The organism is Alkaliphilus transvaalensis ATCC 700919, assembly GCF_000621485.1.
Lineage (GTDB): Bacteria > Bacillota > Clostridia > Peptostreptococcales > Natronincolaceae > Alkaliphilus > Alkaliphilus transvaalensis.
Genome location: NZ_JHYF01000001.1, coordinates 180,239 through 195,392 on the forward strand (window position 1 = coordinate 180,239; position 15,154 = coordinate 195,392).

Annotated in this window: 13 protein-coding genes; all 13 read left to right on the plus strand. The window is 33.4% G+C overall.

The window, feature by feature from the left end:
* Nucleotides 1–150 precede the first annotated feature (150 nt).
* The 13 genes from T335_RS0100785 to T335_RS0100845 all read left to right on the plus strand — a co-directional run bounded on the left by T335_RS0100785 (nucleotide 151) and on the right by T335_RS0100845 (nucleotide 15,151).
* Nucleotides 151–1,299, plus strand: a complete 1,149-nt coding sequence (locus T335_RS0100785) for a S8 family peptidase (RefSeq protein WP_026475840.1) — start codon at nucleotides 151–153, stop codon at nucleotides 1,297–1,299.
* Nucleotides 1,300–1,860: 561 nt separating this feature from the next.
* On the plus strand, nucleotides 1,861–2,991 hold the full coding sequence (locus tag T335_RS0100790) for a S8 family peptidase (RefSeq protein WP_026475841.1): 1,131 nt from the start codon (nucleotides 1,861–1,863) through the stop codon (nucleotides 2,989–2,991).
* 696 nt (nucleotides 2,992–3,687) lie between these two features.
* Nucleotides 3,688–4,836 carry a S8 family peptidase gene (locus T335_RS19535; RefSeq protein WP_034327386.1) on the plus strand — a complete coding sequence of 383 codons (1,149 nt, stop codon included), beginning with the start codon at nucleotides 3,688–3,690 and terminating at the stop codon, nucleotides 4,834–4,836.
* A gap of 551 nt (nucleotides 4,837–5,387) precedes the next feature.
* Nucleotides 5,388–6,701: a helix-turn-helix domain-containing protein gene (locus T335_RS21425; protein ID WP_026475842.1), complete on the plus strand. Its 1,314-nt coding sequence runs from the start codon at nucleotides 5,388–5,390 to the stop codon at nucleotides 6,699–6,701.
* Between the two features lie 495 nt (nucleotides 6,702–7,196).
* Entirely contained in the window at nucleotides 7,197–7,631 is a 435-nt protein-coding gene (locus T335_RS0100805; protein WP_026475843.1) for a hypothetical protein, read from the plus strand.
* A 71-nt stretch (nucleotides 7,632–7,702) separates the two neighbouring features.
* Complete coding sequence (locus tag T335_RS0100810; RefSeq protein ID WP_026475844.1) at nucleotides 7,703–8,206, plus strand: YqeG family HAD IIIA-type phosphatase; 504 nt, start codon at nucleotides 7,703–7,705, stop codon at nucleotides 8,204–8,206.
* A 426-nt stretch (nucleotides 8,207–8,632) separates the two neighbouring features.
* Nucleotides 8,633–10,312: a GspE/PulE family protein gene (locus T335_RS0100815; protein ID WP_026475845.1), complete on the plus strand. Its 1,680-nt coding sequence runs from the start codon at nucleotides 8,633–8,635 to the stop codon at nucleotides 10,310–10,312.
* Between the two features lie 10 nt (nucleotides 10,313–10,322).
* A complete protein-coding gene (locus T335_RS0100820) occupies nucleotides 10,323–11,372 on the plus strand; it encodes a type IV pilus twitching motility protein PilT (RefSeq protein WP_026475846.1) in 1,050 nt (349 codons plus the stop codon).
* Nucleotides 11,373–11,392: 20 nt separating this feature from the next.
* Nucleotides 11,393–12,598 carry a type II secretion system F family protein gene (locus tag T335_RS0100825; RefSeq protein WP_026475847.1) on the plus strand — a complete coding sequence of 402 codons (1,206 nt, stop codon included), beginning with the start codon at nucleotides 11,393–11,395 and terminating at the stop codon, nucleotides 12,596–12,598.
* A gap of 88 nt (nucleotides 12,599–12,686) precedes the next feature.
* Entirely contained in the window at nucleotides 12,687–13,025 is a 339-nt protein-coding gene (locus T335_RS22790) for a type II secretion system protein (protein ID WP_051569059.1), read from the plus strand.
* A gap of 169 nt (nucleotides 13,026–13,194) precedes the next feature.
* On the plus strand, nucleotides 13,195–14,115 hold the full coding sequence (locus tag T335_RS19550; RefSeq protein WP_034327388.1) for an InlB B-repeat-containing protein: 921 nt from the start codon (nucleotides 13,195–13,197) through the stop codon (nucleotides 14,113–14,115).
* Nucleotides 14,116–14,295: 180 nt separating this feature from the next.
* The gene (locus T335_RS0100840; RefSeq protein WP_026475848.1) at nucleotides 14,296–14,727 is read left to right on the plus strand and encodes a type IV pilus modification PilV family protein; all 432 of its coding nucleotides are present in this window, start codon (nucleotides 14,296–14,298) and stop codon (nucleotides 14,725–14,727) included.
* A gap of 13 nt (nucleotides 14,728–14,740) precedes the next feature.
* Entirely contained in the window at nucleotides 14,741–15,151 is a 411-nt protein-coding gene (locus T335_RS0100845) for a PilW family protein (RefSeq protein WP_026475849.1), read from the plus strand.
* The last annotated feature ends 3 nt before the right edge of the window (nucleotides 15,152–15,154 follow it).

A 15,154-nucleotide genomic window follows, 5' to 3' on the forward strand; every position in this document is an offset into this window, starting at 1 on the left:
TTATTTTAGCATGTAATTGCTACATGTCTTGCAAAGTGTAGAAAGACTTGCAAATTAAAATAAATAGGAAAGAAGGTGATTTTTTTACAAGAAAGAAGTTATATTTTAATTTATTTTCAAAAACAAACTAAGGAAAGGGAGATGATTTAAGTGAAAAAAACACTTGCGATTTTGATGACTTTGGTTTTAAGTATTGGTGTGTTAATTCCTGTAACTGCAACACAGGCAGCTAATGGAGAAAAGACTGAATACTTAGTTCAATTTGCAGGACCAGCAGAAGTTGGATTGATGAATGCTTTTGGGGTAAAAAGTGAATCTGTTCTTCATGAATATCAGCTACTCCCTGTTAAATTACTAGAGCTTACTGAAGCACAAGCAAAAGGATTAAAAAATCATCCCCATATATTACATGTAGAGCCTAATGCCGAAGCCTATGCATTATCACAAACAGTTCCCTGGGGAATTTCTCATGTTCAAGCCATTACGGCCCATAATAGTGGCTATACTGGTGAAAATGTAAAGGTAGCAATATTAGACACGGGTATAGATAATAAACACGAAGACTTATTTTCAAATGTAAAGGGTGGATATTCTGTATTTACAGATTCAGCAAACAGTGATCCTTTTTACGATGGAAATGGCCATGGTACACATGTAGCTGGAACAGTTGCAGCCCTTGATAATAATCTTGGTGTTATTGGAGTAGCCTATAATGCAGATTTATATGCAGTAAAGGTGCTAAATAATAGCGGTAGTGGTTCTTATGACGGTATCGCACAGGGAATTGAATGGGCTGTTAACAATGGTATGGATATTATTAATATGAGCTTAGGTGGATCAGCTAGTTCTGCAATACTAGAAAATATGGTTAATGCAGCTAATAATGCTGGTGTACTATTAATTGCAGCAGCGGGAAATAGCGGTAATATTTTTGGTTGGGGAGACACTGTTGGATATCCAGCAAAGTATGGGTCTGTTATGGCGGTTGCAGCAATAGATTCAAATAATAGAAGGGCTAACTTCTCTAGCCATGGACCAGCAGTTGAAATATCTGCACCTGGTGTTTCTGTATTAAGTACAACCCCAGGTAACAATTATGCTTCATTTAATGGTACTTCTATGGCATCGCCACATGTTGCAGGTGTTGCGGCCCTTATAAAAGGCGCAAATCCTACTTTAACCAATAGTCAAATAAGACAAATTATGAACGATACAGCACTAAACTTGGGAACGTGGAATTACTATGGAAATGGTTTAGTAAGAGCTATGAATGGGATTAACCTAGCTTTAACATATTAATAGTTTATATAAAGGCCGACTAAGTCGGCCTTTTTTTTGTAGAGAAATAAAGTTAAAAACTCAACTCATCATATATGTTGATGTATATTAACTTAATTATTAATAAAAGAATATAATTTATAAAAGTAAGTGTTTTCAATATGTTTAGCTAATATATTATATAAAGCAAGTAATTATTAGATCCTCTGTTTACATTTTTACACCAATATTTACATTTTAATTCCAAGATTCAGACAATTCTAAATATAAATATTATAATGGTTATTAGATAAACGAATTAATTTTAAGTTTGTTTAATGAGTAACATTAATTGATGTTATTGGTTTGCTTAACATTTAATCAAGGTATTACATAATGTGTATTACAAAGGTGTTTATCCTTTGAAGAAAAACCCAAAGGTTATAAACGATGATGTTCACCCAGTGTAAAAAAATATTATGAAATGTTATTTCAAAAGAGTACAGAGGGTAGAACAGTTATTTTACACAAAGTGTAGTAGCGGGAATTAGAATGTATTAAGTAATCCATAAACATAAAACAAAAATCAAAGGAGGAGTTTTAATGAAGAAGATGTTGGCTGTTTTAATGATACTTGTTTTAAGTATCGGGATCTTGGTTCCTGTTTCTGCATCGGTATCTGCAGAGAATGAGAAACAAGAGTATTTGGTAGGGTTTAATGGCAAGGCAAGCAGAGGCCTAGTTCAAGCTTTTGGTGTTCAGAATGAGGCAATTCTTCACGAGTTCCAATATATTGATACAGTATTAATGGAGTTAACTCCTGCTCAAGCTAAGGCTTTAGCTAATAACCCTAATGTTGAATACGTTGAAGAAAACGCAGAAGTTCATCTTTTAGCACAAAGTACTCCTTGGGGAGTAACTCGTGTACAAGCTCCTAACGTATGGAACAGAGGATTTACAGGTTCTGGCGTTAGAGTTGCTGTATTAGATACTGGTATTCATTCTTCCCATGAAGATTTAACAGTATCTGGTGGATACTCTGTGTTTGGAGACTCTCCTTACAATGATGTACAAGGACATGGAACTCATGTTGCTGGTACAATTGCTGCTAGAAACAATTCTGTTGGAGTAATTGGTGTTGCTTACAACGCTCAATTATACGCAGTAAAAGTTTTAAATAACCAAGGTAGTGGTACACTTGCTGGTATCGCTCAAGGTATCGAGTGGGCAAGACAAAACAACATGCATGTTATTAACATGAGTTTAGGTGGAACTAGTGGTTCTACAACTTTACAAAACGCAGTTAACGCTGCTTATAATGCAGGTATTTTAGTAGTTGCTGCTGCTGGTAACAGTGGAAATTCTGCTGGAACAGGCGACAACGTTGGTTTCCCAGCTAGATATCCAAATGCAATGGCAGTTGCTGCAACAACTTCTGGAAACGTTAGAGCATCTTTCTCTAGTACTGGTCCAGCTGTAGAAATCGCAGCTCCTGGACAAGATATCAATAGTACTTATCCAACTAATACTTATAGATCATTAAATGGTACTTCTATGGCAGCTCCTCATGTTGCTGGTGTTGCAGCTTTATTAAAGTCTGCTAGACCTGCTGTAACAGCTGCAGGAATTAGAAATGCTATGAACAGTACTGCACTTAACTTAGGAAACTCTAACTGGTACGGAAATGGACTAGTAAGAGCAAACAATGCACTTGATATGGTATTAAGCTACTAATAAGGATCAAAGAAAAGGTCGATGAAAATCGACCTTTTTTCTGCCTTCAATTTGATTTTAACCCATTTATTACAATATATAGAAGGAGATAAATAGCTGGAAATTTTATCAAATCATAGTAGATGATATTTTAAAATAAGTATTTCAATAAGTATTCCAATAAATACTTCAATAAAGTTTAGTCTACCAGTAGATTTACAATGGAAGACTTTGTTTTAATTTATAGAAAAAATATAGCTTACCATAATTTAAATCTAATAAATCATTTTAGTATGGAGATAAACCACTAGCCAACTAGTAGATACTCAAAAAAAGAATTAATGGAATTTTCATCTTCATATTTTATTGTGATATTACTATGCTTTGTAGATAAAAGTTGTATTAATAGGACTAATTTATTATAAGTGTATTTTAATTCCAATAAACTCCCTTTGGTCTAAATATTCCGACTATTATATGTAGAAATTATAAAATAGACATAGATACAAATAGGTCGGTAATTAATGCATAATACCGCTACCTATCGTGTCTAGTTGTAGGATAGGGAAAATAAAGTTAAATCTTAAATCTATAGTACATGTAACTTTTGCCTTGGTAATGTACTTAATATCATTATAGGTGGTGATTAATTGCAAGGTTTTTCTTTATGCCCTTTTCTGATAACTAATATAACGAAAACGAAGGAGGAAGATTGTCATGAAAAAAATACTTTCAATCTTAATGATTCTTGTTTTATGCATTGGAATAATAATTCCAGTGTCTGCGACACAATCAGTTAATAGTGAGAAACAAGAGTATTTAGTGGGATTTAACGGTAAAGTCAATAGAGGATTGTTAACAGCTTTTGCGGTAAAAGATCAAGCCATGCTCCATGAATATATTTTTATGCCAACGGTTTTATTAGAACTAACAGAAGCTCAAGCTAAAGGACTATCTAAAAACCCTAACATTGAATATGTTGAGTTGAATGCTGAAGTAAATCTTCTTTCCCAGAGTATTCCTTGGGGTATTGAACGAGTCCAATCTCCTGCTGTTTGGGAAATAGGTTATAAAGGTACGGGGGTAAAAGTTGCTATTTTGGATACTGGTATTGATAATACCCATGAAGATCTTGCAGGAAACGTTAAAGGTGGCATGTCTGTGTTTTCAGATTCTTCCAATAGCGATCCCTTCTTTGATGGAAATGGACATGGAACTCATGTTGCAGGTATAGTAGCAGCATTAGACAATCATATTGGCGTAGTAGGGGTTGCTCCAGAAGCAGAATTGTATGCAGTTAAGGTACTTAATAATTCTGGTAGCGGAACATTAGCAGGGATAGTGCAAGGAGTTGAATGGGCAAGGCTTAATGGAATGGATGTTATCAACATGAGTCTTGGTGGTGCTGTGGGCTCTACTGCATTAAAAAATGCTTGTGATGCAGCCAATAATGCAGGTATTGTCGTAGTTGCAGCAGCTGCCAACAGTGGAAATCAGGCCGGAACAGGGAATAACGTAGGTTATCCAGCTAGATACGAGTCTGTAATAGCTGTTGCGGCAACAAATTCAGATAATGCAAGAGCACCATTTTCTAGTACTGGTAATACAATTGAAATAGCAGCACCAGGGGTAGGAATATTAAGCACATTGCCAAATAATAGCTATGCATCATTGAACGGGACTTCAATGGCCGCTCCCCATGTAGCTGGAGTCGCAGCATTAATAAGATCAGCTAGAGGAGATATTAGCAATCATCAAATTAGAAATGCTATGAACTCAACTGCTCTTCCTCTAGGTAATCCAAACTATTATGGTAATGGATTAGTTCAGGGGTATGATGCAGTAAATTTAGCGCTAACATACTAACAAAGGTAAAAAAAGATCGATGAAAATCGATCTTTTTTAGGTCTAAAAATGAGTTGAGGAAATTGCATAATTAATATTAGATTTATATTAATGTAAAATGAAAACTTGGCTGTTTAGTGTAAATGCAGGACTCAGCTTTCAGCTCTACATAGGATGATTAAAATCAGATTTTTAGAATTATGCAATTTCCTCAATGATAATGTATATTTTGCAATTAAATTTAAATTTGGGTGTACCGGTATCCTTTTGACCCATGGCATCGAGTGATATCAATGGAATACTGAGCTATTATCTATTAAATTGATAAATATAAAAAAATTACTTGAAAATTGCAAAAAAAAATGTAAATTTTTTAGACAATCGAAGATAAATTTGTTAATATTATTATGTAGATTAATTCATATTAGCTACACAAAAAAGAATAGTTATTAATGAATGAGGTAATTACCCAATGTATATTTTTACAAAGCCTACCACAGAATTATTAGTTATTCTTTAATATAAAAATTTAAAAGCTATTTCATTAAGGTAATTTGGAAAGGAGGGACACAATGGAGATTTTAAGTCCGGGCAAGAAAATTAAAATTCTTCGAAAAAAGATTGGGTTAAGACAAGACCAATTAACTGATGCGAGAATAACAAGAAGTTTAATCAGTATGATCGAGAATGGTAAGAGAAGATTAAACCGCAAAACTGCCATGATTATTGCTGTAAAACTTAATGATTATTACAAAAATTTAGGACAAGAAATAACTCCAGAGTATTTATTGGAATCGGAAGAAAAACAGGCAAGTAATATTATAGAGGAAAATATTGAAAGCTTAAGACCGATTTTAAAGAATAAAAAGGAAGTAGATCACCAACATGTGTTTGAAATTCTTAAAAGCATGATCGAATTAGCAGAGAAATGGAATTTACCTGATAAGAAAGCAGAGATATTATTAGTTAGAGGTAAGTATTATTTTGATAAGAAACAGTTTAATTTAGCTATTGCTGACTATTATAATTCTTTAGAATATTACTTGAGTTCTAAAGAAGAAGCTAAAATTGCGCTCCTTTATGTTAAAATATCTAAATGTTATATTTTTATGGCTCAATTTGATCAAGCTGCTTTTTATGGTGAAAAAGCCTTTAGTTTATCAAGGGAGTCAAAGATATCAAATTCTAATGAAATAAAAGCTAAGGCCTTATTAAACAAAATAATTTGTTATTATAGAACAAATAGATATGATTTAACATTACAAGAAATTGAAAAATTTAAAAACATTAAATATGTTAATGAATCATTGAATGATGAAGTAACTTTACTTGAAGCAAATACCTTCTACAGTTTAAAGAATTATGAGAAAGCAAGAAAAATATATGAAAGACTTCTAAACAGAGAAGGAAAGGTTGAACTTCATGTAATGCTACCTGTTTATGATCATATCGCTAAACTATATAGTAAAATAGGAGAGCTTAGCAAAGCTAGAGAAATACTTCAAAGGGCAATTTTGCAAAGGGAAAGAATTGCAGATGAAGAATACCTTGCAACATTTTTACTTGAAATTGCAAAATGCTATTATGGTATTAATGACCATGAAGGTGTCTTAAAACTTCTTTCTGAAATAATGCTTATATCTGAACAGGAAATCTTGCGGGAAGCTGATTTAGCGGATACTTATATATTAGCTGCTAAAATTTATCTAGGTCGACAAAACTATAATGAAGCTGAAGAGTATTTATTAAAGTCACAATACTATTTAGAAAAAGATAGCATTAGTGAAAAATTAAATGAGGTTTATAGTCTTTTAGGTGAGTTATATTGTGATCTTGGAAATATCAATGCCACAAAAGTGTACTTTCAAAAGATTAGAAACAACTAAAGTTGTTCAGTAAGTCATAATGAACAAAGTCTTCCTTCACAAGATTTATAGTTTGACTGTAGCTGAATAAATTAACAGACTTACACAATTTAATCCGTTAAATCGATTATCTGATTAAGTTGAAACTTATTGTGTAGAGTTCTCAGATTTTAAAAATAAATAAGTCGAACGTTCTTATTCGTTATAAGAAAGGTCCACTAGGGTTACTAGTGGGCTTGTTATCTTTTAGTTGATAATAAGCTATAATATTATAAAATAGTGCTATCTTCCTAGTACACAAAAAAGTGGGCTAAAATGATGTAAAATGGCTTAATAGCTTGAAAATTGTTGAATTAACACTATTTCCTCGGAAATTAAATATTGAGATACTGAAGGTTTCTAGACTGGTCAAAATACAAAAAATCTATTAAAATAGTTAATAAGGAATGCTTTTTATATTAATTATTGTAAATGGATGGGTATCGAGGGGACACTATATAGATGAGGATGGAAACTATGAAAAAAAATAAATCTGTAAATAAATTAAAAGTCTGTAGAAAATGTAGAGTACCAGTACATGAAAATTCATTACATGATTATTGTCCAAGCTGTTTTAAAATCGTTGAAGATATCTTTGATAAAATTCGTGAATATTTAGCTGAATTTCCTGGAGCTACTTCCTATGAAATGGAACAACGGTTAGGAATTCCTTTACATGTTATTAATAATTTTGTCAAGGATGGAAGATTAATAGAAATTAATAATGATTTTATTAATCTTCAATGTATGAGATGTAATTGTCTATTACTCTCTGCCCATCATAAATATTGTCCTACATGTGAAGGAGAAATGATGAATGATTTACTAAAAGTAAAGGAAGATTTAGAGAAAATAAATATAAACAAAGATGATGGTGGGAAAATGAGATTTAGAGCTTATTGGGAAAAATAGATAGGTTATATTAATTTATTTAATAGAATTGGAAATACTAAATTTAATAAAAAGCATAATGGGGTGAGGAAGTGAAATTATTAACACCAGATTTATTTGTTGAATCTGTTTTTCATTTAAATCTTGAACAATTAAAGAAAAGAAATATAAAAGGACTAATTATCGATATTGATAACACCCTTGTAGCATGGGATATTAAGTATGCAAGCGAAGAAACGAAGCAATGGCTTTTAAGTCTTCAAAAGGAAGGGTTTCAAGTTTGTCTAGTTTCAAATAATACTGAAGATAGAGTTGTAAAGTTTAACGAAGCCTTGAACCTTCAAGCTATACATAGGGCGGTAAAACCACGCCGAGGTGCATTTAAAAGAGCAATGGAAATGATGAAAACAAATGTAAATAACACAGCAGTAATAGGAGACCAGATTTTTACAGATGTATTAGGGGGAAATAGAATGGGTTTGTATACGATTTTAGTAATCCCTATAGAAAGTAAAGAATTTTGGTGGACAGAATTTGTTAGAAAGATAGAAAAGCATGTTTTAAAGGCTGTTGTGCCAGAGCGCCAAGGAGATTAATAGAAAACCACTTTTAGTATATTGCTAGAGGTGGTTTTCTTCTAGTACACAGGAAATTATGGGCTTTAGCTTGTATCCACTTTGAACTTGAAAAAATCTTTTCCTATATAAAAGTTGTAATAAGTATTTAGTTTTAATAGAGTTTAAAGGAAAAAATTGTTCTATTACTTTTATATTACATAGAAGGAAATTTGATATTCATATAGAATTAACTATCTAGTATATAAAACTTGATAGGGACAAATGAAGTACAGATAAATATGGACGCCTTATGCTGTACGGATGTAGTGGCGTAACCGACTAACATTGTATTGTAAAATATATTGTTAGTTTTTTTGTATTAAAAATGATACTATTATTTGACTAGCTGAGATAGTATATTTTAGGTAAGGTTGTTTACACATTTTAAAACAATGAGGGATGTATATGGCAGTTAAAAATAAAAGATTAGGTGACTTATTAATAGATGCTGGATTAATAACAGTAGAGCAATTGGAAAAAGTTTTACAAATGCAAAAAAGTACTGGTAAAAAATTAGGAGAAATTCTGATTGATGAAGGCTTTTTGCAGGAAGGACAAATTATTGAGGTTTTAGAATTTCAATTGGGGATACCCCATTTAGATTTAAAAAAATATCGTATACAGACAGAAATACCTAGATTAATAAGTGAAAGGTTAGCGAAAAGACATAACTTAATACCTATAAAAAAAGACGGTGAAAAATTGCTAGTGGCAATGGCAGATCCTTTAAATATTTTTGCGATAGATGATGTAAAAATAGCAACAGGATTAGAGATAACGCCAGCCATAGCAACAAGACAAAATATCGAGGATGCAATTGCTAGATACTATGGTAAAGAAAGTGCCGAAGAAGCTATTAAAGACTTTAGAAGAGAATACGATATCGAAGGAATTGAAGATTTAGAGAATAGCTCATATACTGAAGTTAACAATGCACCTATGGTTAGACTAGTTAATTCCTTTATTAAGCAGGCAGTAAAGTTAAAGGCAAGTGACATTCACATAGAACCTTCAGAAAATAACTTACGGATTCGTTATAGAATTGATGGAGACCTACAGGAAATAATGACTATTGGAAAATCTGCCCATTTAGCAGTGGTTTCTAGAATTAAAATTATTGGCAAAATGGATATTGCTGAAAAAAGGTTGCCTCAAGATGGTAGGGTGGAAATGATCGTAGATAATAAACCGATAGATATGCGTATTTCTGTATTACCAACAGTTTTTGGAGAAAAAGTTGTAATCAGATTGTTGGATAGAAGCAGTTTTGTCCTTTCTAAAAGCCAATTAGGTTTTACAGAAGAGAACTTGAATGTATTTGAAAAAATCATAAAAAAGCCCTATGGCATCATTTTGGTAACTGGACCGACAGGGAGTGGAAAAACCACAACTCTGTATGCAGCCCTTAAGGAATTAAATGCCATTAATCGAAATATCGTGACAGTTGAAGATCCTGTAGAATATCGCTTGGGAGGAATTAATCAAGTACAGGTAAATAATAAGGCAGGACTTACCTTTGCTGCAGGTTTAAGGGCTATATTAAGACAAGATCCAGACGTTATCATGATTGGTGAAATAAGAGATTCAGAGACAGCTCAAATAGCCGTAAGGGCCTCTATAACTGGGCATTTAGTTCTTAGTACAATGCATACAAATGATACAGCCTCTACGGTCACTAGACTACTAGATATGGGAATAGAACCCTATCTTGTCTCTTCATCAGTAGTTGGAATAATTGCTCAGAGACTCATTAAAAAAGTATGTGATTCATGTAGTTACACATATATATCCAACCCTTCAGAAAAGGAACTATTAGGACTAACTGACGATATAGAATTAGTGAAGGGAAAGGGCTGTAATATGTGTAATTACTCAGGGTATAAAGGGAGACAAGCTGTGCAGGAAATTATGCCAGTTGATGAAACCATTAGGAAACTAGTAGACGATAGAGCCAGTATTGATGTCATAAGAAGAGCATCCTTTAACCAAGGACTTACTTCCTTGAGGGAAAATTGTAAACAGTTAGTACTAGATGGAACAACAACTGTAGAAGAACTGATCCGTATAGCCTACGGGTTAGAGTAGGAGGAAATTCATGAATATAACTAACTTATTACAACAAACGATTGATTCAAAAGCTTCTGACCTTCATATTACCGTTGCAGTACCCCCTACAATTCGTGTAAATGGGGAATTAACAAAAATTGGAGAACAATTGATATCAACAGAAGAAGCATCGAGATTAGTTAAAGAAATTTTATCAGAGGATCAACTTCAGATTTTAGAAAGTAAAGGCGAGGTTGATTTGACTTATTCTTGTCCTGGCTTAGGACGATTTAGGGTAAATGCCTTTAAGCAGAGGGGAACCTATAGTATGGCCTTAAGGGTGGTAGCTCCAAATGTTCCTACGATTGAAGCGTTGGGCTTGCCATCGGTGATGAAGGAATTGGCCAACAAAAGAAGAGGTTTGGTATTGGTAACTGGACCTACGGGAAGCGGTAAATCTACAACTTTAGCTTCTATGATTGACTATATTAATAAAGAAAGAAATTGTCATATTCTTACTCTAGAAGATCCGATAGAATATATGCACCGCCATAATAAGAGTATCGTTAACCAAAGGGAAATAGGTCAGGATTCCCACAATTTTACAAATGCATTAAGGGCAGCTTTACGTCAAGATCCAGATGTTATTCTAGTTGGAGAAATGCGGGATATTGAAACAATTAGCATCGCTATTACAGCTGCAGAGACTGGCCATTTGGTGTTATCCACCCTCCATACATTAGGAGCACCAAAGACAATAGATCGAATTATAGATGTCTTTCCACCCCATCAACAGCAACAGATCAGAATACAATTAGCAACAGTGTTAGAAGGGATTGTTTCCCAACAACTGGTACCAACGCTAAATGATCAGGGTAGAGTGGCCGCTATGGAGATAATGGTAGCAACAAATGCCATTCGTAATCTAATTAGGGAAGGAAAGACCCATCAGATACAAACCTCTATTCAGACGGGAGGAAAGTTTGGAATGCAGACGATGGAGGCCGCCTTGGGAGATTTGCAGCTGAAAGGGTTAATATCAAAAGAAACTGCTTTATCCCATGCCTTTAGTCAGGATACCATCTCACGGTATATATAAATTAAATAAGGGGTGGAAGTATGCCTGTATTTCAATATAAAGCAATTACTAAGCAAGGGGAACGGGTACAAGGGTCCCATTACGCCCATGATGAAGGCGAAGTAATTGCTATGCTAAGACAAAATCTATATTATCCCGTAGAAATTAGAGAAATGGAAGAAGCGAAAAAAATAACTGAAGTTAGTTTTGCTAGAACTATTAATTCTAAAGATATAGCAATATTCTGTAGGCAATTTTATACCATGTTACATGCAGGAGTCCCAATTGTAACTTGCCTTGATGTATTAAAACTACAAACAGAGAATAAAAAGTTAAAAACGCTTCTAGAAGATGTCTCTAGCGGTATACAAAGGGGAGTCACCCTATCTGAAGCTTTGCGGACTCATAGAAAGTTGATACCTGAACTTCTAATTAATATGATTGAAGCTGGAGAAATAAGTGGTAATTTAGATGGGATCATGGAACGGATGGCAAATCATTATGAAAAGGAAAATAAAATTACAAATAAGATAAAAGGAGCAATGGTTTATCCAATTATTTTATCTGTTGTAGCAGTTTTTGTAATTGTATTTTTACTAACTTTTGTAATGCCAACTTTTATAGGTATGTTTCAAGACAGTAATGTTCCCTTGCCATTACCTACTAGAATTTTACTTACCATAAGCTATACCATGACCCATTATTGGTATATATATTTATTTGCTTTAATGGGACTTAGCTTAGGGGTATATCAAATGATGAAAAGCCATCAGGTAAGAAGTTTTTTAGATCAAATGAAATTTAGATTACCAATTATTAAAAATACCCTTCAAAAAATAGTTACTTCAAGGTTTACAAGAACCCTCTCTACTTTGCTTTACAGCGGCATACCGCTAATACAAGCCCTTGAGAGCACTTCGAAGGTTGTTGGAAACAAAGTAGTGGAAAAGGGGATTATAGCAGCTATAGAAGATATTTCGAAGGGAGTGAGTCTTGCGGCCCCTATTAAAAAGATTGGGGTATTTCCTCCAATGTTGATTTCTATGATACAGATTGGAGAAGAATCAGGTGCATTAGATGAAATATTAGATAAGACAGCAAATTTTTATGACGATGAAACAGAAATAGCTTTACAAAAGATGACGACACTTTTAGAACCATTAATGATTGTAGTAATGGCATTAATTATAGGGTTTATTGTAATGGCAATGATTCTGCCAATGTTCGATATGTTAAATATTGTTTAGTTAATGCTAACTAATTAAAACATTAATTTTATTATATTAATAATTTTGGTGATAATAACCAAATGAAAAATAAAAGGGAGGAAAAAAAATGATTCAATTTTTTTCAAAGATGGTAAACAACAGAAAAGGGTTCACACTAATTGAACTAATTGTAGTAATTGCAATACTAGGGATTTTAGCAGCAGTTGCAGTACCGAGGTTGGGTGGATTTAGAAATAATGCTCAAGAACAAGCAGATGTAGCTAATCAAAGAGTTGTTGAGAGTGCTGCAGCAATGTGGTTAGCTGAGAATGGAAATCCTGCTAGCAATACTACTTGGAATTCAACAACTAATAAAACACAATGGGAAAAATATTTAGACAAATGGCCGACCGGCGTAACAAGCGTAGTTATCGATAGAGATGGTAACATTTCAGTTACCCCATAATGGTGTGGGTATATTAGATCGATTAATAGCTTGTTATTACTAATAACTACTATTAAAGTTAACATTAACTCTAATATTGGCGTATGACGCCTAGCCATTAACTATAAAAGATAGAGTCAATCTAACAGATTGACTCTACTTTTAAATCATGCCAAGGGGCGAGGAATGTATGATGAAAAGCAATTTTAAAAGGATGAAAAATACAGGGGGCTTTACCCTCATTGAAGTAGTCGTAGTAATCGCTATCCTAGGAGTATTATCAGCTATTGCAGTACCAAGACTAGGAGGGTTTAATGGAAGTGCAGAGCATAAAACTAATCTAGCTAATGCTAAAATTCTAACTAACGCCGCCCATATGATTGAAGCTACCTTAGGCTATTTCCCAACAGAGGAATACTGGGGGAGCACTTTTACTGAAATTGAGCCTGTGAAAGTAGATCATCTTATTAATGATAAAATTATTTTCTTGGGTAATGGATCCTTTAAATATGACGCTACTACAGGAGTCGTCTCTATTGATGGAGGTAGTGGTGGTACTGACCCAGATTCTGGCTCACCTACAGACCCCGGAGGTGAAATACCTAATACATATCAACTTACTGTAACTGTAAATGCAACATCAGGAGGAACAGCCTCGGGTACAGGTACATACGAAGAAGGTCAAATAGTTAATGTCTCAGCAAATGCTAAATCTGGCTACCAATTTATAAATTGGCAAGCTTCAGCAGGCACATTTGATGATATTGATGCCCCCTCAACTACCTTTATTATGCCTTCGCAAAATGTAACGGTTACAGCAAATTTTGAACCCATACCAAGTGCCGAAAACTTCATAAAATCTATCAACGGCAGCGGCAATTTCTTTAAGATAACCTTTAAAGATAAAATTATTACCTCTACATCAAATCAGAGTATTACCGTAACTGGGTTAGGTACTAATGAAATTACCTATAGACTAAATTCAGGTAGCTTTACTATTAACGCTGAAGTGGAGGTTACTGTTGTAACTGAGAGTGGTGGTAGTTACTCATTACGGGTGAGAAGAAATGGTAACAGTCATAATTGGAGAATTTTAACGATAAGTCCTTAATAAAAGTCTATTAAAGCACTAATGAAAGTCTTTTTAAAGCCTAATAAACTCCAATAAACTCTAATGGAGGATAAATGAATAATGACAGTTTAGAAATAGTAGTATGATATACGCAATATAAATTACAAAGTATGACTAAATATAATAATTAAGAATAATTGGAAAAGGTGGATATTGATTGTGATTAATTTCCTAAAGAAACAGCTGAAATCAAATAGAGGATTTACATTAGCCGAAGTACTTGTGGCATTGGCATTAATCTCTTTGATAGTTATGGGCTTTATCGGCTTATTTGTCTTTTCAGCTAGAACTAACAGCATGTCTACAACCTCAATGACGGCAACCTATATAGCTAGAGATAATGTTGAAATGTTGTATGACTTAAGTAGGACAGAAGATTTTTCTACTGCTATAGAAATTCTAACAACTGACCATCATTATACTAGCCTATCCACCGACAAGAAATTATATGGTAAGCTCCTAGAGCAAAAATATATAACCATTGAGTTTGAAACGTTGGGAAATTTAATTAAAGTACTGGTGATTGTTTATGAAGATGATTATTTGCAAAAAAAAGAAGCACAGATAGAAACAATACTATCATGGGATTAGGAGTGATAGTGAAATGATAAAAAACAATAAAGGAATCACTCTAGTAGAACTAATAGTGGCTTTGGCCATATCTTCAATTATTATTGGTCTAATATTTTCGACTTTGGTATTTGGAAGTAGATCATTTAATGTACAAGCTGATCAAATTGATAATTTATCCAGTGTGAGAAATGCTATGGATTTAATCACTAGAGAGATTAGAAAAGCTGAAAGTGTAGATATCAACAACAATGTCCTAACACTAGATGAATACGTCTATAAATTAGAAAATAATTCTATAACAAAAAATGGGCAAGTAATCATCTCAAACATTGAAAAATTTGAGATAGTCCGTAGCAATAATAGAATTGATATCGAAATTAGTAGTCCAGAGAGAAGTATTGGCAGTAAAACCCAAATAACTTCAACTATATATTTAAGATAAAGG

Bases quoted from the DNA above. Each gene is read 5' to 3' on its own strand.
- T335_RS19535 (WP_034327386.1), top strand. From the start codon at position 3,688: ATGAAAAAAATACTTTCAATCTTAATGATTCTTGTTTTATGCATTGGA.
- T335_RS22790 (WP_051569059.1), top strand. From the start codon at position 12,687: ATGATTCAATTTTTTTCAAAGATGGTAAACAACAGAAAAGGGTTCACA.
- T335_RS0100815 (WP_026475845.1), top strand. From the start codon at position 8,633: ATGGCAGTTAAAAATAAAAGATTAGGTGACTTATTAATAGATGCTGGA.
- T335_RS21425 (WP_026475842.1), top strand. From the start codon at position 5,388: ATGGAGATTTTAAGTCCGGGCAAGAAAATTAAAATTCTTCGAAAAAAG.
- T335_RS0100805 (WP_026475843.1), top strand. From the start codon at position 7,197: ATGAAAAAAAATAAATCTGTAAATAAATTAAAAGTCTGTAGAAAATGT.
- T335_RS19550 (WP_034327388.1), top strand. From the start codon at position 13,195: ATGATGAAAAGCAATTTTAAAAGGATGAAAAATACAGGGGGCTTTACC.
- T335_RS0100845 (WP_026475849.1), top strand. From the start codon at position 14,741: ATGATAAAAAACAATAAAGGAATCACTCTAGTAGAACTAATAGTGGCT.
- T335_RS0100790 (WP_026475841.1), top strand. From the start codon at position 1,861: ATGAAGAAGATGTTGGCTGTTTTAATGATACTTGTTTTAAGTATCGGG.
- T335_RS0100825 (WP_026475847.1), top strand. From the start codon at position 11,393: ATGCCTGTATTTCAATATAAAGCAATTACTAAGCAAGGGGAACGGGTA.
- T335_RS0100820 (WP_026475846.1), top strand. From the start codon at position 10,323: ATGAATATAACTAACTTATTACAACAAACGATTGATTCAAAAGCTTCT.